Origin of the sequence: Amaricoccus sp. W119 (assembly GCF_047275745.1) — a bacterium.
Lineage (GTDB): Bacteria > Pseudomonadota > Alphaproteobacteria > Rhodobacterales > Rhodobacteraceae > Amaricoccus.
Genome location: NZ_JBKQWU010000011.1, coordinates 1 through 25,778, shown reverse-complemented (window position 1 = coordinate 25,778; position 25,778 = coordinate 1). Strand labels below are relative to the sequence as shown.

At 68.5% G+C, this 25,778-nt stretch carries 20 protein-coding genes and 2 pseudogenes; 14 read left to right on the top strand and 8 right to left on the bottom strand.

Features of this window, described 5'->3' with window-relative positions:
- The first annotated feature begins 115 nt into the window (after positions 1–115).
- Positions 116–1,333: an NAD(P)/FAD-dependent oxidoreductase gene (locus tag ACLJK8_RS08520; protein WP_413149744.1), complete on the top strand. Its 1,218-nt coding sequence runs from the start codon at positions 116–118 to the stop codon at positions 1,331–1,333.
- Positions 1,334–1,430: 97 nt separating this feature from the next.
- On the opposite strand, the gene proC is transcribed toward ACLJK8_RS08520, so the two are convergent.
- Positions 1,431–2,234: a pyrroline-5-carboxylate reductase gene (gene proC / locus ACLJK8_RS08515; RefSeq protein WP_413149743.1), complete on the bottom strand. Its 804-nt coding sequence runs from the start codon at positions 2,232–2,234 to the stop codon at positions 1,431–1,433.
- A gap of 549 nt (positions 2,235–2,783) precedes the next feature.
- Between proC and ACLJK8_RS08510 the strand changes: the two genes are divergently transcribed.
- From ACLJK8_RS08510 to ACLJK8_RS08495, 4 genes are all read left to right on the top strand, one after another.
- Entirely contained in the window at positions 2,784–3,998 is a 1,215-nt protein-coding gene (locus ACLJK8_RS08510) for an NAD-dependent epimerase/dehydratase family protein (protein WP_413149742.1), read from the top strand.
- Between the two features lie 307 nt (positions 3,999–4,305).
- Positions 4,306–5,331: a TRAP transporter substrate-binding protein gene (locus ACLJK8_RS08505; RefSeq protein ID WP_413149741.1), complete on the top strand. Its 1,026-nt coding sequence runs from the start codon at positions 4,306–4,308 to the stop codon at positions 5,329–5,331.
- A 23-nt stretch (positions 5,332–5,354) separates the two neighbouring features.
- Positions 5,355–5,876 (top strand): TRAP transporter small permease, encoded by a 522-nt coding sequence (locus ACLJK8_RS08500; RefSeq protein ID WP_413149739.1) that lies wholly within the window; start codon positions 5,355–5,357, stop codon positions 5,874–5,876.
- A complete protein-coding gene (locus tag ACLJK8_RS08495) occupies positions 5,873–7,192 on the top strand; it encodes a TRAP transporter large permease (RefSeq protein WP_413149738.1) in 1,320 nt (439 codons plus the stop codon). Before ACLJK8_RS08500 ends, ACLJK8_RS08495 begins: the two co-directional genes overlap by 4 nt.
- Here ACLJK8_RS08495 and ACLJK8_RS08490 read toward each other — a convergent pair.
- Together ACLJK8_RS08490 and ACLJK8_RS08485 are read right to left on the bottom strand one after the other, a co-directional pair.
- Entirely contained in the window at positions 7,189–7,929 is a 741-nt protein-coding gene (locus ACLJK8_RS08490) for a winged helix-turn-helix domain-containing protein (RefSeq protein ID WP_413149737.1), read from the bottom strand. The two genes, ACLJK8_RS08495 and ACLJK8_RS08490, sit on opposite strands and share 4 nt — an antisense overlap.
- A 23-nt stretch (positions 7,930–7,952) precedes the next feature.
- The gene (locus tag ACLJK8_RS08485; protein ID WP_413149736.1) at positions 7,953–9,476 is read right to left on the bottom strand and encodes an ATP-binding protein; all 1,524 of its coding nucleotides are present in this window, start codon (positions 9,474–9,476) and stop codon (positions 7,953–7,955) included.
- A gap of 432 nt (positions 9,477–9,908) precedes the next feature.
- Here ACLJK8_RS08485 and ACLJK8_RS08480 point away from each other — a divergent pair, with 432 nt between their 5' ends.
- The 9 genes from ACLJK8_RS08480 to ACLJK8_RS08440 all read left to right on the top strand — a co-directional run bounded on the left by ACLJK8_RS08480 (position 9,909) and on the right by ACLJK8_RS08440 (position 22,179).
- Positions 9,909–11,672 carry an acyl-CoA dehydrogenase gene (locus tag ACLJK8_RS08480; RefSeq protein WP_413149735.1) on the top strand — a complete coding sequence of 588 codons (1,764 nt, stop codon included), beginning with the start codon at positions 9,909–9,911 and terminating at the stop codon, positions 11,670–11,672.
- A 332-nt stretch (positions 11,673–12,004) separates the two neighbouring features.
- Positions 12,005–12,895, top strand: a complete 891-nt coding sequence (locus ACLJK8_RS08475) for a hypothetical protein (RefSeq protein WP_413149734.1) — start codon at positions 12,005–12,007, stop codon at positions 12,893–12,895.
- A 284-nt stretch (positions 12,896–13,179) separates the two neighbouring features.
- Entirely contained in the window at positions 13,180–14,439 is a 1,260-nt protein-coding gene (locus ACLJK8_RS08470) for an O-antigen ligase family protein (protein ID WP_413149732.1), read from the top strand.
- Positions 14,436–15,578 carry a polysaccharide pyruvyl transferase family protein gene (locus ACLJK8_RS08465; RefSeq protein ID WP_413149731.1) on the top strand — a complete coding sequence of 381 codons (1,143 nt, stop codon included), beginning with the start codon at positions 14,436–14,438 and terminating at the stop codon, positions 15,576–15,578. Before ACLJK8_RS08470 ends, ACLJK8_RS08465 begins: the two co-directional genes overlap by 4 nt.
- Positions 15,575–17,110 carry an oligosaccharide flippase family protein gene (locus ACLJK8_RS08460; RefSeq protein ID WP_413149730.1) on the top strand — a complete coding sequence of 512 codons (1,536 nt, stop codon included), beginning with the start codon at positions 15,575–15,577 and terminating at the stop codon, positions 17,108–17,110. Before ACLJK8_RS08465 ends, ACLJK8_RS08460 begins: the two co-directional genes overlap by 4 nt.
- Positions 17,111–17,170: 60 nt before the next feature.
- Positions 17,171–18,097: a glycosyltransferase family 2 protein gene (locus ACLJK8_RS08455; RefSeq protein ID WP_413149729.1), complete on the top strand. Its 927-nt coding sequence runs from the start codon at positions 17,171–17,173 to the stop codon at positions 18,095–18,097.
- A 24-nt stretch (positions 18,098–18,121) separates the two neighbouring features.
- Positions 18,122–20,875, top strand: coding sequence for a polysaccharide biosynthesis/export family protein (locus tag ACLJK8_RS08450; protein WP_413149728.1), 2,754 nt, complete (start codon positions 18,122–18,124; stop codon positions 20,873–20,875).
- 298 nt (positions 20,876–21,173) lie between these two features.
- Positions 21,174–21,977, top strand: a complete 804-nt coding sequence (locus ACLJK8_RS08445) for a WecB/TagA/CpsF family glycosyltransferase (protein WP_413149726.1) — start codon at positions 21,174–21,176, stop codon at positions 21,975–21,977.
- Positions 21,964–22,179 carry a hypothetical protein gene (locus ACLJK8_RS08440; protein ID WP_413149725.1) on the top strand — a complete coding sequence of 72 codons (216 nt, stop codon included), beginning with the start codon at positions 21,964–21,966 and terminating at the stop codon, positions 22,177–22,179. The genes ACLJK8_RS08445 and ACLJK8_RS08440 overlap by 14 nt, the downstream gene beginning before the upstream one ends.
- A gap of 41 nt (positions 22,180–22,220) precedes the next feature.
- Here the strand turns inward: ACLJK8_RS08440 and ACLJK8_RS08435 are convergent, their stop codons facing one another.
- From ACLJK8_RS08435 to ACLJK8_RS08415, 5 genes and pseudogenes are all read right to left on the bottom strand, one after another.
- Positions 22,221–23,072 (bottom strand): hypothetical protein, encoded by an 852-nt coding sequence (locus ACLJK8_RS08435; protein ID WP_413149724.1) that lies wholly within the window; start codon positions 23,070–23,072, stop codon positions 22,221–22,223.
- Positions 23,069–23,242, bottom strand: coding sequence for a hypothetical protein (locus ACLJK8_RS08430; RefSeq protein WP_413149723.1), 174 nt, complete (start codon positions 23,240–23,242; stop codon positions 23,069–23,071). The genes ACLJK8_RS08435 and ACLJK8_RS08430 overlap by 4 nt, the downstream gene beginning before the upstream one ends.
- 366 nt (positions 23,243–23,608) lie before the next feature.
- Positions 23,609–24,640, bottom strand: coding sequence for a LacI family DNA-binding transcriptional regulator (locus tag ACLJK8_RS08425; protein WP_413149722.1), 1,032 nt, complete (start codon positions 24,638–24,640; stop codon positions 23,609–23,611).
- Between the two features lie 687 nt (positions 24,641–25,327).
- Positions 25,328–25,624: pseudogene (locus ACLJK8_RS08420) on the bottom strand (transposase); the annotation flags it as partial.
- A 16-nt stretch (positions 25,625–25,640) separates the two neighbouring features.
- Positions 25,641–25,778: pseudogene (locus ACLJK8_RS08415) on the bottom strand (IS110 family transposase); the annotation flags it as partial.

Here is a 25,778-nt window from a genome sequence, read left to right as displayed (position 1 = left end):
CTTCCTGACACATTTCCCGGCAAGCCCGAAACAGCATCCACCGGAGGAGAGCCATGTTCCGTTCCCGCGCAGTTCAATCCCACCGCGCCGCTTCCGGCCAGTCGGGGAGGCGGTCATGACCGGCATGGTGATCGTTGGCGCCGGGGAGTGCGGGGCGCGGGCGGCGCTGGCGTTGCGGGAGGCGGGCTACGCGGGGCCTGTGACGCTTCTCGACGCGGAGGCGCATGATCCCTATGAGCGGCCGCCGCTCTCGAAGGATGCGATCCTCGCCGAGACGCCGGTTCCGAAGGGGATAGGCGGCGCCGAGCGGCTCGCCGAGGCGGGGATCGCGTTCCGCCGGTCGCGCAAGGCGCATGCGATCGACCGGGCGCGCAAGACGGTCGTCTGCGACGACGGTTCGGAACTGCCCTACGAGCGGCTCTTGATCGCGACCGGCGCGCGGCCCCGGCCGCTTCCAGGGAATGACCGGGGCGCGGAGGCTCCGAATGTCGTCACGCTGCGTACGCTCGACGACGCCGCCCGCATCCGCGCCGCGCTCGGTCCGGGCAAGCGGCTCGCGGTGATCGGCGGCGGCTTCATCGGGCTCGAACTCGCGGCCTCGGCGCGCAGGCTCGGCGCCGAGGTCACGGTGATCGAGGCCTTGCCCCGGCTCCTGAGCCGCGCGGTGCCGGAGGAGATCGCCGCCGTGCTGCACGAGCGTCACGCCGCCGAGGGCGCGCGCATCCTGACCGGCGCCCGCGTCGCCGGGATCGAGGGGGCGGGCGTCGTCCTCGCCGATGGAAGCCTGGTTCCGGCCGACCTCATCGTCGTGGGCATCGGCGCGATGCCCAATGTCGAACTCGCGGAGGAAGCGGGTCTCGCGCTCGAGAACGGCGTCGCGGTCGATGCGACGCTGGCAAGCTCCGACCCGGACATCTTCGCGGCGGGCGATTGCTGCTCGGTGCCGATGCCGCTCTATGACGGCCGGCGGGTGCGGCTCGAAAGCTGGCGCAGCGCGCAGGAACAGGGCGGCCTCGCGGCGCGCAACATGCTGGGCGCGGGTGAGACGGTCTCGGCGGTGCCGTGGTTCTGGTCGGACCAGTACGACCTGACGCTGCAGATCGCGGGGCTCGCCGACGGCGCGGGAAGCCATGTGCGGCGCGAGGGCAAGGACGGGGCCTTCCTGATCTTCCACCTCGCCCCTGACGGCCGGCTCCTCTCGGCCTCGGGCATCGGCCCCGGCAACGCGGTCGCCAAGGAGATCCGCCTCGCCGAGATGCTGATCGCCCGACGCGCCACCCCCGACCCGCAGGCGCTCGCCGACCCGGGCGTCAACCTCAAGAAGCTGCTCTGAGAGGGGCAGGGGCGCGCAACCAACCCGCGCCCAAAACCCACCCGCGCCACCCGGCCGCGGACACGCTCAGCCGTGGCCACGCTCGGCCCCGAAGACCTCAGTCCCGGCCCAGCTCTTCTGCGCGAACGAAGGCCGCCTCGACCGCCTGGGTCATCAGCCGCGTCAGGCGGTCGTCTTCCATCAACACACCGAGCGCGGCGGCGGTGGTGCCGCCGGGGCTCGTCACCGCCTTTCGCAGCGTCTCGGCATCCTCGGGAGACGATTCCGCCAGCGCCGCCGCGCCGAAGACGGTCTGGCGCGCCGCCTCGACGGCCACGTCATCGGGCAGGCCGATCGCCTTCGCCGCGGCGGCCAGCGCCTCGATGAAATGGAAGAGATAGGCGGGGCCGGAGCCCGAGACGGCGGTGATCCGGTCGATCATCGCCTCGTCCCCGACTTCGAAGACCGTGCCCGCCGGCTCCAGCAGCCGGCGCACGAGCGCGCGCTGCTCCGGCGTCGTCCGGTCGTTCGCGGTGAAGCCGAAGACGCCCCGGCCGATCGCCGCCGGGGTGTTCGGCATGCAGCGCACGATGGCCGCCTCGCCGAGCCCCCCGGTCAGCGCCGCCATCGTCGTTCCGGCGGCGATCGAGACGAAACACGCCTCCCCGAACCGCGCGTAATCGGGAAGCACCTTTCCCATCATCTGCGGCTTCACCGCGAGGATCACCGCCTCGGGTGCGAAATCCGCCGGGAGCTCCGCCGCCGAGGCGACCGCGACGGCCCCCGTGGCCGCGGCCCTTTCCCTGAGCGCATCGGCCGGTTCGACGACCGTCACCTCGGGTGCGTCGGGCATGTTCATCCAGCCCGCCAGCATCGCATGGCCCATGTTGCCGCAGCCGACGAGCAGAAGGCGGATCGTCATTCGTGTCTCTCCCCCGCGATAGTTCCGTGACCGCCGATCCGGGCTTGCCGGGCTCGGCCGCGCCGATGGCATGGGCGAAAACGCCGTGCCGGTCAACGCCCGGCCTTTCGCGCCGCGCGCATCGGAGTCGGGGCCGACGCGGCGCCATTTCGTGGCGCATACACGAAACTTCAACGGTTTCAGCGTCAGGTTGCATGCGGGGGCGGTCGCGGGTGGCGTGCCAGAACGGCGAGCATTTCATCGGTCTTCCGGGGGAATGTCGCGCGCACCGACGATGCGCGGCCGCCGTGTCCAGACGGCGCGCGGCGCGGCGAGGGATACCGGCGGATCGAAGGGTCCCGGTCGCTCATTCGCAAATCGGTTCACCGGGAGTCGGGCCCTTCGGCCCGGAGGTTCCAGGCCGGAAACGTCCCCGAAATCGGCGCGCGGGCGCGAGAATCTTCCGCGCGGAACGAGGTCCGAACACGCCCATCGCTCCATGGGAGCAGCCGATGCGCGGTTCATTGCGAGGGTGCCGGCGCATCGCCGGCGAAGGGGATTGGGTGGCAAATGGCTGATATCGTTGTTTTCGGAGGGGACGGCTACATAGGCTGGCCGCTGGCGCTCGAGCTGGCGACCTCGCGTCCCCGCGCGAAGGTTCTGATCGTCGACAATTATCTTACACGCCGGCACGCGGAGGGCCTCGGAGCGGGCTCGCTCCTGCCGATCCGGCCGTTGCCGGAGCGGATCGCGGCCTATCGGGAGGTCTTCGGGCTCGACAACCTTTCCCATGTCGAACTCGACTCGGCCGATCCCGACCAGATGACCGCTTTCATGGCGTCGATCCGCCCCGAGGTCATCTATCACCTCGCCCATCAGCGCGCGGCGCCCTATTCGATGCTCGGGCTCAAAGAATGCATCGAGACCGTCACCAACAACGAGGTCGGGTTCCTGAACCTGATCTGGCTGGTGAAGGAACATCACCCGGACTGCCATATCGTGAAGCTCGGCAGTTTCGGGGCCTATGCCAAGGCGGGCCTCGACATTCCGGAAGGCAACGCGGTCATGTCTTGCGGCGGCAAGACCTCCGCCGCGCCGATGCCCTTCCCGCGGGCGAGCGACGACTTCTATCACATCACCAAGATCAATGACGGCAATTTCGCCGGCCTCGCCGCGCGCAAATGGGGGCTCAGGATCACCGATGTGATGCAGTCGACCGTCTTCGGCGCGATGACCGAGCGGACGATGACCGACGAGCGCCTGCATACCCGCTTCGACTATGACGAGGTGCTCGGCACGGTGCTGAACCGCTTCTGCGTTCAGGCGCTCGCCGGCCTGCCGCTCACCGTCTACGGGCTCGGCACGCAGACCTCGGGCATCATGACGCTCGAACACTGCATCGGCGCCCTGGTCTCGCTCGCCGATGCGCCCTGCGCGCCGGGAAGCCATCGCATCATCAACAACTGCCCGAAGGTCTACGCGATCAACGAACTGGCGGAGATGGTGCGGCTCGAAGGCAACCGGCTCGGCCTCAACGTCCGGGTCTCGCGCAACCGCTACAATCCGCGGTTCGAGGATGGCGTCGCGCATGACTATTCGGTCGAGACGCGCTATCTCGCGACCCTGCCCGAGCCGCTGCCGATGCGGCTTGCCATCGCGCGCAGCCTGGAGGTTCTGGCGGAGCAGCGCGATGCGATCCGCGTGTCCTGCGTCGAGCCGAAACACGACTGGATCGGTGGCGCGGCGCAGGACGAGCCGGGCTCCTTCGCCGCCCGGGGTGCCTGACGGCCCAGGTCGCGGGTCCGAGATTGAATGCGAGGGTCAGCCGGAATTCCGGCTGGCCCTTTTCGCGTGACGCAGCCGTCGGTTCGCGCGGCTCCCGCTCAAGACACTTTCAAATCCGTGCGTTCTGGTGTGATGCTCCCCGAAACGAGACCGGGGAGGGATTCGCATGTCCGACCATTGGCCTGGCCGTGCGGACCGCGTTCCGCCGGGATGTCCCGAACCCGCGCCAGGAAAGAAAACTCGCCGCGCATCGGCGATCGGCCGTGCGTTCCGGCCGTGCGGTTCGCGCTCAAGGAGGATCAGACCCATGAAGACGATCATGTTCGCCGCCATCGCCGCCGTCGCGACGGCGGGGGGCGCCGCGGCCCAGGATGTCACGCTGCGCCTGCACCATTTCCTCTCCGCCGAGGCGCCCGTCCAGACGGGTTTGCTGGAGCCCTGGGCGGCCGCCGTGGAGGAACAGTCGGGCGGCAGGATCGACGTCGAGATCTACCCGGCGATGCAGCTCGGCGGCAAGCCGCCGCAGCTTTTCGACCAGGCGCGCGACGGGATCGTGGACGTGGCCTGGACGCTTCTCGGCTACACGCCCGGGCGGTTCCCGATCGCCGAGGTCTTCGAACTGCCGTTCATGGCCGGAACGGCGGCCGAGACGACGAACGCGCTGCAGCGGTTTCAGGCCAAGTACCTCGCCGACGAGCTTTCGAGCGTGCATCCGCTCGTGCTGCACGCGCCCGCGGCCTACAAGATCCACACGCGGGACAAGGCGGTCGCGAGCCTCGGCGATCTCGGCGGGTTGAAGATCCGCGCGCCCTCGCGTCCGATGACCGACGGGCTGAACGCGCTCGGCGCGACCGCGGTCGGCATGCCGGTGCCGGAAGTGCCGCAGGCGCTGACGACGGGCGTGATCGACGGCGCGGTGGTTCCCTGGGAGGTCTTCGGCTCGCTCCGTATCGAGACGATGGCGAAGGATCATACGGAATTCGGCGAGGAGAACGGCGGCATGGCGACTTCGGTCATGGCGCTGGTGATGAACCGGGCGGTCTACGAGGGCCTGCCCGATGACCTGAAGGCGGTGGTCGACGCCAATTCCGGCGCGGCCCTCGCCGAGATCGCCGGCCGGGTGCTCGACGAGGCCGAGGCGACCGAGCGCCAGAAGGCGCTCGACGCCGGCGGTACGGTCCATCTAGTCCCCGAGGCCGATGTCGCGGCCTGGGTCGAGGCGACGCGGCCGGTGGTAAATGCCTGGGTCGCGGCGATGGAAGGAGCCGGACATGATGGCGCCACGATGCTCGAGGACGCACGCGCGATGCTGAACGCGGCCGGAGGCAGCTGAGCAGGCGAGACATGGAGGACGGTATGGTCGAACCGGACAGCCCGACCGAGCACGCGCATCGCGTGCCGGTCCCGAACTGGATCGCCGTCCTCGCCCGCGTCTTCGCGGGGCTGGGGGGCCTCACACTGCTGGCGATGATGTTCGTCATCGTCGCCAGCGTGACGCTCCGCGGCGTCGTCGGCCGTCCGATCCCCGGCGATTTCGAACTGGTGGAGATCGCCAGCGCGGTGACCATCTTCTGCTTCCTGCCGTGGTGCCAGATCACCGGTGGCAACGTGCTGGTCGATTTCTTCACCCAGCGTTCGGGCCCGCGCGTGAACCATCTCCTCGAAGCCCTCGGAGATCTCATCTATCTGCTGATCGCGGCGCTCCTCCTCTGGCGGCTGGTTCATGGCGGCATGGAGATGCGGCTTTATGGCGAACAGTCGATGGTGCTGCGGATTCCGATCTGGTGGAGCTTCATCGTCGTCCTGCCCGCGATGGCGCTTCTGACGCTCAGCTGCGCCGCGACGATGATCGGCCATCTGCGGGCGGCGCGGGCATGAGCGGGATCGCCGCCGGGCTGACGGGATTCGCCGCGCTCCTCGCGCTCATGGCGATCCGGGTGCCGATAGGTGTCGCGATGCTGGCCGTGGGGATTGGCGGCTACGGGCTCTACTCCGGCTTCACGCCGCTGCTCGCCTTCCTGAAGACCTCGACCTACTACCAGTTCTCGACCTATTCGCTGTCGGTGATCCCGCTCTTCGTGCTGATGGGCGAGTTCGCGACCCAGGCGGGGATGAGCCGCGCGCTCTACCGGACCGCGGCGGCGTTCCTCGGTCACAGGCGGGGCGGGCTTGCGATGGCCTCGATCGGCGGCTGCGCCGCCTTCGGCGCGATCTGCGGCAGTTCGCTCGCCACGGCCGCGACCATGGCCCGCGTCGCCCTGCCGGAGATGCGGCGGCACCGCTATTCGGGCGCGCTCTCCACGGGATCGCTCGCGGCGGGCGGCACGCTCGGCATCCTGATCCCGCCCTCGGTCATCCTTGTGCTGTACGCGCTGATGGCGGAGCAGAACATCGCGAAGATGTTCGTCGCCGCCATGGTTCCGGGGGTGCTCGCCGCCGCGGGCTATATCGCCGCCGTCGCGATCTACGCGCGGATCTGGCCGGACGAGGCGCCGGCGGGGCCGCGCGCGTCCTGGCGCGAGCGGCTGGTCACGCTCAGGGAGACCTGGCCGCTGGCGCTGATCTTCGCGCTGGTCATCGTCGGCATGTACCGCGGCTGGTTCACTCCGACCGAGGCGGCGGCGGTCGGCGCCTTCGGGACCGGCGTGCTCGCGGTCCTGCGCGGCGGCATGCGGCTTCCGGGGGTGCTCGCCTGCCTGCGCGGCACGGCCGGCACCTCGGCGATGATCTTTCTGATCCTGCTCGGCGCCGAGACCTTCAACGCCTTCCTCGCCCAGACCCGGACGCCGATGCTGGCCGCGACGGCGATCTCGGACTCCGGCCTGTCGCCGATGTGGGTGCTGCTTGCGATGCTGCTGCTCTATCTCGCGCTCGGCTGCGTGATGGATTCGATGTCGATGTTGCTGCTGACGATCCCGATCTTTTACCCGATCATCGGAGGCCTCGACTTCGGGATGCCGCGGGAGGATACGCTGATCTGGTTCGGCATCCTCGCCGTCGTCGTGGTGGAGGTCGGGTTGATCACGCCCCCGGTCGGCATGAATGTCTTCGTCATCAACGGGATGGCGCGCGACGTTCCGATGACGGAGAGTTTCCGCGGCGTGCTCCCGTTCCTGATCAGCGATATCATCCGGATCGCGGTGCTGATCGCCTTTCCGATCCTCACGCTGGGACTCGTCAGGCTGTTCGGCTAGCTTTCCCCGCCTCCACCGTCGTCGTGACTCCAGTCCACGCTCGGGGCGAACATGTATCCGGCGCCGTAGATCGTCTTGATGATCCTGGGGTTGCGCGGGTCCTCCCGGAGCTTGGCGCGCAGTCGCGAGACGCGCACATCGATGCTCCGGTCGAAGGCGATGGCGCCGGTCCCGTCCTCGCCCTCCATGAGCGACTCGCGCGTCTGGACCCGGCGCGGGCGGGCGGCGAGGGCGCGCAGCAGCCGGACCTCGCTCGCGCTGAGCTCGACCTCGGTGGCGTCGGGCGCGATCAGGCGATGCGCGCGGAAATCGGCGGTCCAGCCGCCGAACCGCGCCACGGTCGCCTCCGCCACCACGGCGTTCTCCGACCGGCGCAGCACGGCGCGCACGCGCGCGACCAGTTCGCGCGGATCGACCGGTTTCAGCAGGTAATCATCCGCCCCCATCTCGAGCCCGAGTACCCGGTCGGAGACCTCGGTCCAGACCCCGCTCATCGCGATCGCGGGGATCGCGTCGGCCTTCAGCCGGCGGCCGATCACGTCGAGGCTCGGCCCGTCCGGCAGGTTCATGTCGAGAATGCAGATCGCCGGCCGCACCTGGGTCAGCCGCCGTTCCAGGTCGCGTACGAGTCCGAGCGATTCGGCGTCGAACCCATGCTCGCGAAAGGTCCGGGTCAGTGTCGCGGCGAGGTCGGCGTCGTCTTCGAGCACCAGCACGAGTGGACGCGCCGTGGCCATGTCGTATTCCTCCCCCCGCCGGCTCAGGCCGGTCCGTTGTCCTCCCCGCCCGCCTCGATCGCGCGGACCAGCGCTCGGGGGTCGAAGGGCTTCGCCAGGACGGGCAGGGCAAGTCCTTCCCGATCCGCCTGGGCGGCGCCATCGTATCCGGTCATTAGGACGATTCTGAGGTCGGGGCGCAAGCGCTGGGCGGTGCGCGCGAGCATGAAGCCCGACATGCCGGGCATCACCACGTCGCTGATGAGGGCGCGCAACTCGGTCACCCCCTCGACAAGCTCCAGCGCCTCCTCGCCGTTCTCGGCGTCGAGCACCGAATAGCCGAGCCGCGTCAACTGGCGGCAGAGCGTCTGGCGCAGGTCGTGATTGTCATCGACCACCAGGACGAGGCCGCGGCCCGCGGCCGGCGTCCCGGCCGGTCGGGTGTCCGCCGGGACTTCCGGCGCCGCCGGCAGGCGGATCGTGAACCGCGTGCCCGCGCCCGGCGCGCTCTCCACGTCGATCGTCCCGCGGGACTGTCGCACGAATCCCCAGACCATGCTGAGACCGAGCCCCGTCCCCTTGCCGGTGCCCTTCGTGGTGAAGAACGGTTCGAAGATCTGCGCCGCCGTGGCCGGGTCCATGCCCGAACCGGTATCCGCCACGACGATCCGGACCTGGCGGCCCTCGTCGGCCTCCTCGGGGGCGGATGGATAGTCGATCTCGACCCGGATATCGCCACCCTCGGGCATCGCGTCGCGCGCGTTGAGGCAGAGGTTCATGAGCACGGTCTCGAACTGCGCCCGGTCGATATGAAGCGGCGCGGGCGACCCCCTCCGGTCGAGCGAGAGGCCGATCGAGGGCGGCAGCGTGCGGCGCATGAGTTTCAGCAGGTTGTCGACGCATTCCTCGACATCGACGCGCTCCGGCCGGAGCGGCTGGCGGCGCGCGATCGCGAGCAACTGCGCCGTGAGCTTCGCGCCCTGTTCGGAGGCGCGGATCGCGGGCTCGATATAGTCCTCGAGCAGCGCGGCGTCCAGGTCCCCGTCGCGGAGCGGCAGCAGGTTTCCAAGAATGATCGCCAGGAGATTGTTGAAATCATGCGCGATCCCGCTCGCGAGCTGACCGACCGCGTCCATCTTCTGCGCCTGCAGGAGCGCCGCCTCCGCCGATTTCTGCTTGGTGATGTTGATCGACCAGACATAGAAGCCGTGCACGGTTCCGTCCGCGCCGATATCGGGGCGCAGGAAGGTGCGGACGGTCAGCAGTCTTCCGTCGGCGTGGCGCGCGGGATGCGTGAAGTCCACCGCCTCGCCCGAATGGGCGGCGGTGAAGAACGGATCGCCAAGCTCCATCGCGTCGCGCCAGATGAATTCGTCCGCGTGCTTGCCGACGATCGCTTCGACCGAAAGTCCATAGGCCGCGGCGAAGCGCTGGTTGGCGAAACGGTAGTACTTGTCCTGATCGACATAGGCGATTCCGACCGGGAGGGCGTCGGTGATGGTCCGAAGCCTCGCATCATCATCCCCTGAGCGGGGCGCTCTCGAAGTCAGGGGGGATTCGAGGGGCATTCGTGTTCTCCGCGGGGGCTGAGGGGCGAAGGCCAAGGTAGGCCGAATCGCCTCGTCCGGGAACGGGGCGGATCGCCCCGTTACAATTCGTTGGAATTCTGCAAAGCCTGCGCAACACTCGCGCGCGTAGATGAGCGGGCAAGGTGTTCGGCGCGGACGGCCGGCAGCGATGGCGCGGAGACCATCGCCCGACTCAAGGACAGCGCCGGCGGCCGAAGAGCCAACGAGGAGGAGCCGACAATGACAACACAATCCCCGGATACCCTCGGTCCCGATCGGAGGGCCGCGGCGCATGGCGAGATGCGATGGAAGCGGCGCGACGCGGCGATGCACCGTCCGATCCGCCCCGGCGCCGCCGGGGCGCGATGACGCGATGAACGACCGCAGGGCCAATACCCGCCGGAACCCCCTTTCTGCTCAAGGACCGAGACCATGACCGATTACACGCCGCCGCTTCGGGAGATCCGCTTCGCGCTCGACGCGCTCGCGGGCCTGCCCGATCTCGCGCGCCTGCCCGGCTACGAGGAAGCGACCCCCGACCTCACGGACAGCATTCTGGAGGAGGCCGGCAAGATCGCCTCGGGCGTGCTCGCGCCGCTCAACAGGGTCGGCGATCTCGATGGGGCGAAGCTCACCGACGCGGGTGTGAGAACCACTCCGGGCTGGAGCGGCGCCTGGGGAACGCTGATCGAGGGCGGCTGGAACGGCCTGTCCTATCCGACGGAATACGGTGGAATGGGGCTGCCGGGCGTGCTGAACCTCGCGGTGCAGGAGATGTGGGCGGCGGCGAATCTCGCCTTCTCGCTCTGTCCGATGCTGACCCAGGGCGCCACCAACGCGATCAACACCTACGGTTCCGACGATCAGAAGGCGCGGTTCCTGCCCAACATGGTGTCCGGCGAATGGACCGGCACGATGAACCTGACGGAACCGCTCGCCGGATCGGATCTCGCCGCGGTCCGGACCCGGGCCGTACCGGAGGGCGACCACTACCGGATCACCGGGCAGAAGATCTTCATCACCTATGGCGATCACGACCTGGCCGAGAACATCATCCATCTCGTCCTCGCCCGGCTGCCCGACGCGCCGGAAGGCGTGAAGGGCATCTCGCTCTTCATCGTGCCCAAGGTGCTGGAAGACGGCACGCCGAACGATGTCGCCTGCGTCTCGCTGGAGCACAAGCTCGGCATTCACGGGAGCCCGACCGCGGTGCTCGCCTTCGGCGAGAAGGGCGGGGCGCTCGGGGAACTGGTCGGGGAGCCGAACCGGGGCCTCGAATACATGTTCGCGATGATGAACCACGCCCGACTCGGTGTCGGCCTGCAGGGGCTGGCGATCGCCGAGCGCGCCTATCAGCAGGCTCGCGCCTATGCGCGCGAGCGCCGGCAGGGCAAGCCGGTCGGCTGGACGGGCGGGCCGGTCGGGATCGTCGAGCATCCGGACGTGCGGCGGCTGCTCATGAGCATGAAGGCGCGGATCGAGGCGATGCGCGGCCTCATCTACCGCGTCGGCGCCGATACCGACATCTCCCATGCCCATCCCGATCCGGAGGTCCGCGCGGCGGCGCGCAGGCGTGTCGATCTGCTGACGCCCGTCGCCAAGGGCTGGAGCACCGAGACGGGGATCGAACTCGCCTCGCTCGGCGTCCAGGTCCATGGCGGCATGGGCTATATCGAGGAAACCGGCGCCGCCCAGCACTGGCGCGACAGTCGGATCACCTCGATCTACGAGGGAACCACGGCGATCCAGGCGAACGCGCTGGTCGGGCGCAACGTCCTCCGCGACGGCGGCGCGGCGGTGGGCGAGTTCATCGCCGAGGTCGCGGGAGAGGGCAGGGCGCTCGCCGATGGTCCGCTGGCCGCGGAAGGCGCGGCGCTGGTCGAGGCGGCCGACACCGCCGCGCGCGCCGTCGAGGCGCTGGTGGCGGCGGGGCGAGGCGACCCCCGGCGCGCCTTCGCCGGATCGGTTCCGTTCCTCATGCTGCTGGGCACGCTCGCCGGCGGCCAGGCGCTCGCCCGGGCCGCCTCGGCGGCGCAGGCGGAGATCGACAAGGGCGAGAACGATCCCTGGTGGCAGGCCCGCGTCGGCCTCGCCCGCTTCTACATGGCCCATGTCCTTCCCCGTGCCGCCGCCGAACTGCCGGCGATCCGCGAGGGGGCGGAGCAGGTCTTCGCCTTCGACGAAGATCTGCTCTGATCGCGAGTCGCCCCGGGGGCTCGCTTTTGAAACCGGGAGACGATCTTTCCCGCACGCACCGCCACCCGCGAAGCATCCGGGTGGCGGTGTTGGGTGCGCCTGCGAACATTGAAGTTGAGCGGCCGCCGGTCGGTATGATAGGCTGACGCGCAGTTTGGCAGCGCGGCGACATGATCGGCACGCGCCCCGATAAGAAAATGATATTCTGACCACCGAAGTAAACGGTGGAACTTCCGTGGCCGACGTTCCGGTTTTTGCTCGCCGCGACGATCTTTTCGGCCACCACCCAGCATAGTCGGGCGCGCGCGGTGCCGGCCATCGGGAGGCGAGAGATGAAAGACTGCCCAGTCGTGGCTCTGATTCCAGTCGGCCCCGACGCGGACCCGAAGTTCCTCGCCGATACGGTCGACAGCGTGCTCCACTACGCCAGTGTGCCGACCGCCGTTCTCCTGCTCGACAACGGGCGCAAGGGCGTCCCCGACCAGGTGGCGCTCGGCCGGCCCGGGGTCGCGGTGGTGGCGTCCCGCGGGCTCTCCGGAAAATCCGGCCGGCTCTACCTCAATCTCGCCGGAGCGATCGAATATCTGCTCGATACATCCACCTGCGACCTGATCCTGCGGCTCGACGACGACGGGTTGGTGATCGGACGTGGGGGCGATCTGGCGGCGATGCGGTATTTCGATGAGAATCCGCAGGTTGCGATCGCGGGCAGCCATCACGTCGACTGCATGGGCAAGTCGCGCGGATTCACGGCGCCGGCGCGGCGGCTGACCTATCTCGCGACCGTCGGACGCGTGACGGTGCCGGAGGCTTCGCGCACGGTCAGGAAGCTCATGCGGGCGGCGCGCTCGAATGGCTACGTTTTGGGCGAGCACTGTCTCGGCGGCTTCTATCTCTGGAACGCGCGTGCCATCCGCGACATTCGCGCGCGTGTGGGCCTCGCGCATGACAGCCTGATGGACGCGGGTCTCGAGGAGGACCACATCTTCTCGCTGATCGCCCGGGCGGCGGGCTACCGGCTGGGGGATCTTGCAAGCGGCGATCATCCGGTCGGCGCGGCCTGGCGCGGCCTCCCCGCCGCGCCGGCGCGCCTGCTCGAAATGAACAAGAAATTCATCCATTCCGTCCGTTCCGGCCCGCCCGGCGCGCCGGCGATGGACGAAGCCGAGATCCGGCGTTTCTTCGCGGCCCAGCGGGTGGAAGAATTCGCCATCGCAGATTGATCGGGAGATTTTCGTGTATCGTGGAAGTGGAGCGATACCGGCGAGAGCGCCGATATGCCTGCTCGCGGGAGGAAGCTCCGATAATTACTTCCCGTGCACGAGGTTCCGGCGTAGCATGTGGGGTGTTGATGGGAGGGGTCAGCGTTCTTGTCACGCGCGTTTCGGTGACAGGGCGCGCGGATGGTCTGGCGGGCGCGGCATTCATCTTGCCACCGGGACATCCATCCGCGACACTCGTGTTCGTGGTGGGCGCGTGAAATCCGCGCGGGGTTCGTGGAGCCGGGATGAGTGATGCTGCTCTGACCTCGGGGCAAGGGTCGGCGGATTTCGTCCGTGTCGCGACCGCGCTCAATACCGCGTTCCTGATCGCGATCTTCCTTCTCGAAGCGCACCAGCCGGAAGCGATCCCGATCAAGCTCGGCAATCTCCTGCTCGTCGCCGCGGGCGGCGTGGTCGTCGGGCTGACGGCGCTCTGGCGGGCCGAAGGGCTCGCTCCCGAGATGCGCGTCGCGATGCACGACTGGATCTATCTCGGCTATCTCTGCTGGTGCTTCGGCGGCGTCGTCTGGAGCGTCGCGCCCGCCCAGACGATGGTGCTCTCGATCTATCTGCTGGCGGTCTGGCTCGCGACCGTGAGCCTCGCCTTCGTCCCGACGCTCCGGACGGTACGCACGGTCTTCCTGCTCGCCGTCATCGTATCGGTCCTGTCGCTCGCCATCCTGCCGATCGCGCCCGAATTCGCGAAGCAGCCGGATGTGCCGACGGGCCATTTCGAGCTGCGCGGCGTCATCGATCATCAGATCCGCCTCGGTATGCTGCTCAGCATGGCGATCGGACTCACCGCGCTAGCCCTCCTGAACGGGAAGATCGACGCGCTGCGGGGCGCGGTCCCGGTCTCGCTGTTCCTGCTCGCGGTCATCCTCTGCCTCGGTGTGCTCTTCCTGTCGCGGGCGCGGGCGGCGGGCGCCGCCTTCGTGGTCGCCTGCCTGCTCTGCGGTCTCATGGCGCGCCAGCGCCCGGTGGCGCTGGTATCGCTCATGGCGCTGGCGGTCACCTTCCTCGCGCTCTTGCTCTTCGGCGATACGATCGCAGCCTATGTGTTCGAGGACGAGCGCGACGCGACCCTCTCGGGACGCACGCTTCTCTGGCCGAAGGTGATCGAACTCACCGAGCGGCGCTGGTTCTCGGGCTACGGCTACGGCTCCTTCTACGAGCCGGTCTTCGAGGAGTACTGGCGCAACTACCGCCCTCCGAGCGCGCACAGCTCCTGGATGCAGGCCGCGTTCGAGACCGGGCTTCCGGGGCTCGCGCTCACGATGATGCTCTCGCTTTCGCTGATCCTGAGCGGGGTCTGGATCTCCGTCGCGCTCAGGCGGATCTCGTACACGCTTTTCGTCGGGCTCTTCGTGACCCTGAGCGGGCTGCTCGACGTGACGCTGGCGGGCAAGCTCAACGTTCCGGTGGTGTTGATGCTGCTCGTGGCGGCGCAGGAGGCGACCGAGTTCCGCGCCTGGCACGCAACGAGGGGGAGGGTGCCGGCATGAGCACGCCCTCCCGCATGGCCGCGCGCTTCTTCTATTCGGCGAAGACGCAGTATTTCAACGCGGGCGACGCGCTCATCAACCGCGAGTTGCTGCGCCTCCTGCGCGCCCGCGGAACCGTCGAGATCGCGCGGTGCGACGCGCCGGAGGAGTATCTGTCGCAACTCGCCCTCGGCTCCGGGGAGGCAAGGCACGGCGGGCGGCCCGGTCTGATCGCGGCGGCCTTCGGGGCGGGGCTGCGCTACCGCCTCGGGCTCGACGGTAGGCGGCCCTATCTGGCGCTGACGCCGGGCGATCCGTTCTGGGGTTTCGGCGCCGGGACGATCCTGACCGGGCTTTCCATGGTCGCCCTCTCGATCGCCGGCGTCCGGCCGATCCGCCTCGGCGTCTCCTTCGCCCGGCGCGACCCGGCACGGCTCCGCTGGGAGGCATGGATGTCGCGTTGGGGCCACGCGCTCGGGCTCCGCGACGCGGCCTCGCTCGAGATCACGCGCCGGGCCGGGTTCGCCAGGGTCTCCTACTTCCCTGATCTCGCGCTGACCCTGCCGGTCCGGCCTCGCGCGCCCCGGCCAGCCGAGGCGCCGCTTCGGATCGCGGTTTCCTGCCGGCTCGACAAGCTCGGCCGTGAGGAAGCATCGCTGCTGCGCGCGCGTCTCGCGGATATTCTCGCCCACCTCTCCGCGGCGGGGCCGGTCAGCGTCGCCTTCGTCTCGCAGGTGCGCGGCGACGGGGCGCGGATGAACGCCGATTTTGAAGATATCGCAGCCCGGTACAAGGCCGAGGTCATCGAGAGCATCGATCTCGACGCGCTCGCCCTGGTCTATCGGGATACGGATCTCGTCCTGTCGAACCGGCTGCACAGCCTGCTCTACGCGGCCGCGCAGGGCTGCCTGCCGCTGGGGCTGCTCAGCCCCGCGCATGACTACAAGATCTCGGGTCTGCTCGACACCGCGGGGCTCGCGGACTTCTGGGAGAGCCTCGACGCCCGGTCCCCCGGTTTCGACCTGGCCAGACTCGAGGCCGGGCGGCCGGCGATCCGACGCGCCTTCGAAACCGGCGCGGCCACGGCGACGGCGGCGCTGGCGGACCTCCTCGGCGCTCCGGTCCACAACGGCGCCGATGCCAGGCGGAGGGTCGCATGAGCGCGCTCTCCCCGAACACCCCAGCCCCGGACGCACCTCCGCCGCGCATCCCCGGCAGGCGCGGGGCCTCGCGGCCCGTCCGCGCGGTTCCCTGGACGATCGCCAACGCGGTCTTCCAGCTGCTCTCGAAATTCGGGGTGCTCATCGTCCTGTCGCGCGTGCTCTCGGCGGCGGAGTTCGGGCTCTTCTACATCGGTCTCGCGATCGTCGTCGTGATCGGCACGGTGGCGCAGATGGGGATCGCCACCAATGTGGTGTTCCTGCCGGAAGCGACGCGCCGGACGGTCGCCTCGGCGCTCTGGCTCGGGTTCGGTTCCGGGCTCGTCTGGGCGGGCCTGACCTGGTTCGGCTATTTCCACCTCTACGGCGCGACCGGGGGGACGATGGATGGCATCATGCTCGCCGTCGTGGCCTATCTGCCGTTCCACGTCATCTTCCTCGTGCTGGACGCGGTGTCCCGCAGGATGTTCCGCTTCCGCGAACTCGCGGTCTCCGATCTCGTCGGCACGATGCTGGGCAGTCTCCTCGTCGCCTATGTCCTCGCTCTCCTCGGCTGGAGCGTCTGGGCGCTCGTCGCGGGGCAGGCGGTCTATGGGCTCATCCGGATGGGTTTCCTGCTCTGGACCAACCGGGACATGCTGTCGCCGCGCCCGAGCCTCGCGGATGCGCGGCGTCTCACCCGGGGCGGGCTCGCCATCACCGTGAGCGAGGTCGCGAACATCGCCTCCGTCTACGGAACGCGGCCGCTGATCGGCGCGTATCTCGGCCCGGCCGCGGCCGGGCTCTGGGCGCGCTACTACCAGATCATCGTGGTCCAGCTCTGTGCGCTGGTGGACCCGATCGACCGGCTGGTCCTGCCCGCGCTCGCGCGTCGCGAAGGCGATGGCATCACGGCGCGCGTCGTCGCGCTCATCGAGGTGATTTCGCTCCTGACGCTGCCGGCGGCGCTCGTCACCATCGTGATCAGCCCCGTCGCCATTCCGCTCGCCTTCGGTCCCGGTTGGGAGCGGCTGATCGAGCCGATGCAGATCGGCGCCATCGCGCTCTTCCTGCGCGGCGTGGACAAGGTGCTGCTGAGTGCCACGCGCTCGACGGGACGGATGGGCGCCCGCGCGGTCGCGCAGGTGGTGCAGTTCCTCCTGATCTTCGGCGCGCTGCTGATCGCGATGCCCTACGGCCTGCCGGCGGTCGCCGCGGGCTTCGTGGCGACGCAGGTGGTCTGCCTCGGCCTGATGATCGCGGTCTGGCAGGTGTCGAGCAGCATTTCCGCCGTGCTGGTCCTGAGGGCGATGGGACCGGGCGCGTTCGTCGGGGCGAGCGGGGCGCTCGCCCTGACGCCGATGCTGTTCGGCGTGGATTTCGGTCCGCTGGCACAGACCGCGGCGGTGCTGATCGGGAGCGCCACCGCCTTTCTGATCGTGCTGATCCGGCGGCGGCGGATGCTGTCGACGCCGGTGAACGATCTCATCGACCTGTTGAAACACGCGCTGGCGACGTCGCTCAAGCCGCGGCTCGCGCGGACCGAGGGGTAACCGGACATGCGGTCATTCGACATGGGGTCATTCGGCATGGGGGGTGATCGGATGTGGGACATGGCTGCCCCGAAGTTCTCCGTCGTCATTCCGCTGCATAACCGGGCCGAGGCGATCGAAACCTGTGTCCAGTCGGTGCTGAACCAGACCTGCCAGGATTTTGAGATCGTGGTGGTGGACGACGGATCGACCGATGGCGGCGCCGAGGTGGTCGAGGCGATCGGCGATCCCCGGATCCGCTGCCTGCGCCAGGTGAACCGCGGGTCGAACGCCGCGCGCAACCGGGGTATCGACGCTGCGCGGGGGCGGTTCGTGGCCCTGCTCGATTCCGATGACCAGTTCTTTCCAAGGCACCTGGAGCGGGCGGCGGCGATCCTCGACACGGCGCCGGAGGCGATGGTCTTCGCCCGGGTCGTGGTGGATCGCGGCGACGGGCGCTACTTCATGAAGCCGCCGCGGGGGCCGCGTCCCGGCGAGGAGATCTGCGAGTATCTGTTCTGCGACCGGGGCTTCACACAGACGAGCACCATCGTGCTCTCGGCGGAGACGGCGCGGCGCGTCCGGTTCCTCGAATGGCTGAAATGCAGCCAGGATTCGGATTTCGCCGTCAGGCTCGCCGCGGCCGGGGTGCCGTTCCGCATCGTCGAGGAGCCCGGCGCGGTCTGGAGCGATCATTACGACCCGCGGCGGATCTCCTCGGTCGCGCGTCATGAGACACCGCTGCGCTGGTGCCGGGAATATCGCGGGCTGATGACCGAGCGGGCCTATCACGCCTTCCGCGGCTGGGTCATCGCGAAGCATCTCGCCCGCGCCGGCCGGAGGCGCGAGGCGCTGCGGCTCTATGCGACGGCGGTCCGGCATGGTTGCTGGAAGCCGGCGCTGGCGCTCAGGATACTGGCGCAGTTGGCGACCAACGAGGGTGGCTACCGCAGGGTGGCCAACCTCCTGATGCCGAAGCGCGAGTCGCGCCGCGGCGAACAGATCTGAATGAAGAGCGCGAGGTAGCACAGAGTGAGCGATCGTCAGCACTTCAACCCGACCCGTATCGTCCCGCCGGAGATCTGGCTCCTGTTCCGGCACAAATGGCTGATCGCCGCTTGCGTGCTCGCCATGATGGCACTCGGCGCGGCCTATCTGGTCCTGCGGCCGGATCACTACACCAGCACCGCCGATCTCGTGATCGACAACCGCCGCATGGTCGTCTTCGGCAACGACGACGTGCTGACCGAGTCGCAACTTACCGACGGCATCATCGACAGCCAGGCCGAGGTTCTGACCTCGGACAGTGTCGGGCTGCTCGTCGTCGATGAACTGGCGCTCGCCGAGGACCCGGAATTCGCCCCCGAGGGGCTCCCATTGCGCGCGCGGATCTACGCGGCGCTCGGCCTGCGCGACGCGGAACTGACCCCGGAGGGGCAGCGCCGCACCGCGCTCAGGAACTTCAAGGAAAACCTGACCGTGCAGCGGGTGGGGATGAGCTACGTGCTGCACCTCTCCTTTCGCAGCGAGGACCCGGTCAAGGCGGCGACGATCCTGCAGGTGCTGATCGACAACTATCTGCGGCAGCGGGCGGAGATCAACGCGGCCGCCGGTGAACAGGCGACCGGCTGGCTCCGCTCGCGCGCCCGCAACATGGGCATCACCGCCTCCGTCGCCACCCGGCCCGCGCCGCCGTCCTATCCGGGCGGGCTCGGCGCGCCGGCCGTTCTGGTGGCCTGCGCCGTGCTCGGCCTGCTGCTCGGCCTCGGGGCGGCGCTCTTCAGGTCGCTCTTCAACACCAAGCTCGTGACCCCGGCCGATGTCGAGGACCGGCTCGGGGTTCCCTGCTTCGGCGCCCTGCCGCCGATGCCGCGCGGCCTGCCGATGGCTCAGGACCCGACCGCGGCCATGACATTGCAGCTCGCGGCCGGCGATCTTCTGGGGCAGGCGGGCGGGGAGCGGGCGCGGGTCATCGGGATCTGCGCCGTCGAACGCGGCGTCGGCGCCTCGACGGTCGCGCGCGAGCTCGCCGCGCTGATCAGCCAGGCCGCGGGCGAGCCGGTGCTGCTGGTCGATGCGTCGCAGGATTCCGCCGCCGCCGGAATCGCGCCGCTGAAGGGGGCGCCGGATGTCACCGTTCTCACGGTCTGGCCGGCCGAGAAGATGGCCTCGATGACCTACTGGATGAACGTGGCGCCGAGGGAGCTCGCGGACTGGCACCGGGATCGCGGCACGATCGTCATCGACCTGCCGCCGGCCGCCACCTTCCCGGACACCCGCAATGCCCTGCCGCTCCTGGACGCGCTGGTAGGCGTGGTGGGGTGGCGCGGCGGCGCGGCGGAAGCCTGGCGCTCGCTGCTCGCGCTGCCGGAAGTCCGCGAGAAGCTGCGCGGCGTGATCTACAACCGCCTCTCCTCCGGCTGGTTCGGAGGCGGCGATGGCGGCCGTGGCCGAGGCGCGACCGTTCCTGCCGCGCCCCCCGCCGAGGAGAGGCCGCCGGTTCCGGTCCGGGCGGCGGCCGAACGGATCGCGGCGGGACTCACGATGGGGCTCACGGTCGGACTCACGGTAGGCCCCTCGTCGGGACTCGCGGGGGGCGGTGTGATCCTGGCCCGGCTCGTCGTGCCCGGCCTGCTCGGCGCCCTCATGCTCATGCCGGCGGGCGCGCGGGCGGCGGAATACAGGATCGTCGAGCGCGACAAGCTCGAGGTCGTCGTCCCGGAATTTCCGCAGTCGAGCGGGATCTTCGCCGTCGATGCCGACGGGACGATCGTGGTGCCCGAGGTCGGCTATGTCCAGGCGACGGGGCTCACGCCGCGCGAGGTCGCGGCGCGGGTCGAGGACCAGATGTCGCTCATCACCGGCGGCGGACCGGACGGGGCGGTCACGGTGCGTATCGCGGAATACGCACCGGTCTATGTCATGGGCGACGTGGAGGTGCCGGGCGGCTATCCCTTCGTGCCGGGAATGACGCCGCTTCAGGCGGTGGCGCTCGCGGGTGGCGTCTATCGCACCGGCCCCGACCAGATGCGCGCCGTCCTGAACGACGCGGGCGAGATGCACCAGCTCCTCTACGACCGCGCCCGGACGCTCGCCCAGATGGCCAGGCTCCGCGCCGAGGTGGCCGGCTCCGACGCGATCACGTGGCCGGAGCGCGATCTCCGCGGCGTCGATCCCACCGCGCTCGCCGAGATGATCGCGCAGGAGACCGCGATCTTCGAAGCCAGGCGCGATCTCGACTCGCGCCAGATCGAGGGGCTGGCCCGGCTGCGCGAGCTCTACACCAACGAGATCGCGACGCTCGGCGAGCAGATGGAGCTGAAACGCCGGCAGATCGAGACCTATGCGATCGAACTGGAGCGGCTGAGCCGGTCGACCACGCCCTCGCCCCGCGCGCTGGAACTGCAGCGATCCCAGGCGGATGCCGAGTCGCAGCTTCTGGAACTCGTCGGTCTGCGCCAGCGGGCGGAGCAGTTGAAGGCACAGGCGGAGCAGGACGCGCTGATGGTGGATGGCGGCCAGTATTCCGACGCGACCAACAGCCTCCGCGACCGGGCCGCCGCGCTCGAGCAGATCGACGAGCGGCTGGCGGCGCTTCGGGAGCTGACGCGATTTGCGCGGGTGCCGATCTTTTCGGACAGCTGGCGCTCGCAGGGGCTTCGCTACCGGGTGAGCCGTCGGGGAAGCGCGGAGCCGATCGAGGTCGATGCCTCGGGCAGCGTGGAGATCATGCCCGGAGACATCATCGAGGTGCTGCAGACAACGGAGGTACCAAATTTGAACTGAGCATGGCTCGCGCCTAGCCGACGATGCCGCGCCCGGCTCGCGATCAAGATCGTACAGAGCGGATTTTGATAATTATCTCAGGTATTTCGTCTGTAAGCGCGAAATACGGTATTAGATTCGGTTGGTATGTCTCTGAAAAACAATCAGCTCTTCGCTTGGTAAATCGGCTGAAATTTATTTGATTAACGTTAACGGCTCATTTACCATTGAGCCGGGTGGGCAAAAAAGGGGCTCTCCGATGCAAGGTGGATCAAGAGTTTCACTTGATGACACCTACGCGCCGGATATCGAGAGGATCATGATCGGGGGCCATGAAATTGCGGTCGTCGATCGGGAGATGCTCGCGGCACGCATGGTGGATGATTGTTTCTACAACCGTAAGCGGCGGGGGCCGCCGCGGCTCATTTTCGACGCCAACGGGCAGAGTGTCTCGCTGATCGGGCGGAATCCGGACTTCGCCGCGGCGATGGCGGCCGCGGACCTGATTCACGCGGATGGGATGTCGCTCGTCACCGCCTCGCGCATTCTCACGGCCAAACCGCTGCCGGAACGCATCGCGGTCACCGATTTCATCGAGGACGCCGCGGTGGCGGCGGGGCGGCACGGGTTGTCGTTCTTCATTCTCGGCGGGACTGATTCGCGGAACGAGGCGGCCTGCGACGAACTCAGGCGGGAATATCCGGACCTCCGGATCGTCGGGCGGCACCACGGCTACTTCGATCTGTCGGAGAGTTCGCGGATCTGCGCGCTGGTTCGCGACAGCGGAGCGGATGTGCTCTGGGTGGGGCTCGGGCGGCCGTTGCAGGAGATCTGGTGCGCGCGGCACCGCGACGAACTCGAAGGTGTGGGCTGGGTCAAGACCTGCGGCGGGCTGCTCGGGTTCCTCGCTCACGAGGAGCGCCGGGCACCGCGCTGGATGCAGCGCACGAACCTCGAATGGCTCTATCGCGTGATGCATGATCCGATGCGTCTGGGCGCGCGGTATCTGGTGACCAATCCGCACGCGGTCTACCGGATGCTGCTCCATACCGCGCGGCAGCCGGTCAGTCTCGGCGGTTTGCCGGTGGGCGAGAAAGGCATGCCGGTCGATGCGCGGTTCTGAGGCGCGCCCCGCGATCCGGGGCTTCGGCGAGGGCTTCAGGGTCAGCCGGCGCGCGGCGCTCGCCGCGCTCGTCGTGCCACTGTCCGCCGCGTTCCTCACGCCCCGGGCCGGGCGCGCGCAGGAGAGTACGCCGCCGTCGCCGCGCCCTCCGGCCTGGAACGCGAGCGACCCCCGGCTGAGCTGGTCGCCGCCCGTGATCTGAGGGCGCCCCTTCGCGGGTATCCGGACAGCCATTCGGGGGCGTCAACCGTCCTGATATCCGGGCGACACGTAGTTCAACCCGACCGAGCCGGCGGGAACGAAGTCACCGCCCGGTGGCGCGCCGAGCCGCACCCGGCCGGGGTTGCCATCGAGATCCTGGATGATCCCGCCCAGTTCCGGCCACCAGACATAGGGGCTGATCGCGTCCGAGCCGATCGTGGCGCCGTGTTTCGGGAAGATCACGTCGTGCGGGTCCTGGCCGGCCGGGATCTCCGCCCAGACATCGGTGAGATAGATCTTGTAGTTGACCGCGGCGACCTCGGCGTCGGAGGTGCCGAAATAGATGAGTTTCGTCGGACCGGTCTCGCCGGGGATCGCATTCTTGCGGAAGTTGCAGCGCCTGAGATCGATATGGCTGAGGATGCGGCCGCCATAGGGCTCGGGCCGCATGAAGAGCACCTGGTAGTTGGTATCCGCCGTCAGCTTGTCGATGTTGATCGAATGCGCCGACAGATCCATCTGGAACACATCGGCGTGCAGCGCGTCGTAGGTCCCGCGTACGCCCTCCACCCGGACGTTCTGGATATACACCTTCGGGAAGAGGACGAAGGGCGTCTCGTGCCGCGACGTGCCGCCGGCGACGATGGCATCGGCGGATTTCTCCATGATGATGTGCCGGCCCTCGAGGAAGACGACCTCGGAGATGTTCTTGTAGATCTCCGCGATGATGCCGGTGCCGCTGAACCGGGTCTGCCCGCCGATGTTGGAGACACGCGCACCGCCGACGATCTGCACCGCGCCGGTCCGGGTGGCGGGGTTCGGCTCCAGAACGAGATCGGCATCGCTCGGGGATTCAAGGCGATGCAGGCCTGTCTTCAGGCGGACATTGGTCATGGCATGCTCCAGCTCAGGCGGTTGTCGGTCGGGTCGAACGCGGCCTCGGAGACCGGCGCGATCTTCGCGGCGACGACGACGGACCAGGGGCCGGCGCCGAGCCGGGTGCAATCTCGCTGGCGAGCGTAGCAGACCGAAAGCCCGCGGGGCAGCCCGGTCGCGATGACCATCGCGTCATCCGTGACCGTGATTGCGAAGAGCGGGCCGCCGGAGCCGTGCGGCCTCTCCGAAAGCTCGATCCAGCGCGACGCGCGGAAAGGCGAAATGCCCAAGGGCCGGATCACCGCCGTGCCGGCCTCTGGCAGCGTGATCCCGGGAGCCCGCGCACGCGGCGTCTCGACGGGTCCGGCGCTACGCGGATCGAGATATTGATCGGCTGGCCGGTATCGACCGGCGGAAGAGTGAGAACCCGCATGCCCGTTCCCGGTCCAGGGAAGTTCGCGGCAGCATGCCTCGGCCCGGATTTCGTTGCGCGCCCCGCCGCCCGATCAGGCGGCGCGAAGCGGAACCCCGCCTGACCGGACCATGCGTGAGCTTCAGCTGCCTCGGGGCGCCGCGGTCGAACCGCCGTCCGTGAAGGTCGGTGTCATGACGCTTCGGAGCGACGCCGCGTCGGCGCCGCGGATCGCGCGGTCGAGGTGATCCGCGAGAAGGTCATAGGCGGCGGGGAAGGGGCTGCGGCTGCCGGTCAGCGCCGGGGAGAAGCGCGTGGCCGGATAGAGCGCGAGATCGTCGTCATGCGCGACGACGGAGACATCGCCGGGGATCGAGAGGCCGAGATCGCCGAGCGCGCGCACGACGCCGGCCGCGACGACGAAATTGCCGGCCACGATCGCGGTCGGCCGCGAGGCCGGATCGGCCATCATCCGCCGGGTCGTCATCGCGCCAAACGTTTCCGTCAGCAGGCCATGCGCGATCCGGCCGGCCCGCGGTTCGATCCGGTGCTCCCCAAGTGCCAGCCGAACCCCGAGGGTGCGTTCCCGGGCGAAATGGAGACCCGCCGGGCCATCGATGACGGCGATGTCCCGGTGGCCGAGCGTAGCGAGATGCGCGCCCATCATCCGCCCGGCGTCCCGGTTGTCGATATCGACATAGGGGTATTCGGCCTCGTCGGCGTGCCTTCCATGCGTGACGAAGGGCACGCCCGCTTCCATCAGATATCCGATCCCCTCCGCCTCGATGCCCGGATTGAGCACGACGAATCCGTCGAGCCGACCCTCCTGCGAGAGCCGCGCATAGGCTTCCGAGAGGGGACGGTCGACCGGCATGACGTTGAGGACGACGAGCATGTCCCTGCGGCGGAAGGCGACGGCGAGCCCGAGCAGGATCTCGACGAGGATGCTGCTCTCTTCCTGTTCGGACCCTTCGGAGAGCACGAGGCCGACGATGCCGGAGCGCCCAGTCCGCAGCTTCCGCGCCAGCGCGTTCGGGCGGTAGCCGAGTTCATGCGCGGCGGCCTCGACCCTGCGTCGCGTTTCCGCGCTGACGTCGGGATACCCGTTCAAGGCCCTGCTGACCTGTGTCTTCGACAGGCCGAGATATCGGCTCAGATCGGTCAGCTTTACCATCGACTGTGCATTCCCGCGGGGGGAGCTCCCCGCGTCTGGGGCGATCGGGAGCCGGCGCTTACCTCCACAACCGACCGTCCCGCAACGGCTACATTCTCACCGCATTCGATTTCATGTGGAATTGGCAAGCGGTGGTGCAAATTGTCGCAGGTACCAGCCGACGGGAATATCGCGCTTTTTGGCCGGAACTGCCATCAGGGCGGGGTCTCGGACGGGGTCTCGGCGACCGGATCGATCTGGTCGGCGTATGGGAGCGGCCTCTTGCTTCCGCGATGGTTCGAAAAGGAACCCGGCGCTTTGCGCGCGGCCCATTCCGGTCGCCGCCGTGCAAGAGAGGTTGTCCGCTGCTGAGTCTGCAATCAACCTCCAGATTGGGAGAGGAGCAAGTTTATTGTTTAAGGAAACTAAAGACGTTTCAAAGTCGGATCTGTCCGACGGCAGGGATGCGGTGTCGCAACCCAAGGCGATCAGAATCGACGAAGATCAAGTCGTAGTGATCGTTGCGTCAACAGACGTGGGCAGAACGGGAGGTGGATTCGATCAATCTGCTCTTACTACTTTCATAAATGTTGACGGAAGAGCTTGTGGGAAAACAAGATACTGGTCTCCAACTGGAGGGGGCGATCGGAGGTGGCTCGGTTTGTCTGAACAGCTTTGCGGCTTTCGCTGAGCGAATCTCCGCCTTGGTTACGCAGCCGCCGGGATCGGCGTCTGCTGGTTGAAATAGGCCTGATCGGGCGTTCGCCCGCCATGCGACGAATGTGGGCGCCTACCATTGTAGAAGCTCAGATAGCGGCCGATCGAGGCCCGGGCTTCGGAGACGCTGGCATAGACGCGCAGGTAGACTTCCTCGTATTTCACCGTTCGCCAGAGGCGCTCGACGAAGACGTCGTCGCGCCAGGCGCCCTTGCCGTCCATGCTGATGGCAATCGCGGCATCCTTCAGCACCTTGATGAAGTCGACGCTGATGAACTGCGAGCCCTGGACGCCCTTCTGTTTGTCAAGCCACGATGCGGGTCGTGTTTATCTGCTTCTGGCGGCGCATGATGATGTTGAAGACCTCACGCGCGACATAGCGCTTCAAGGCGCGGATGGCCTCGAGTTTGGAATGTCCTTCCGCGACGCGACGGGCGACATA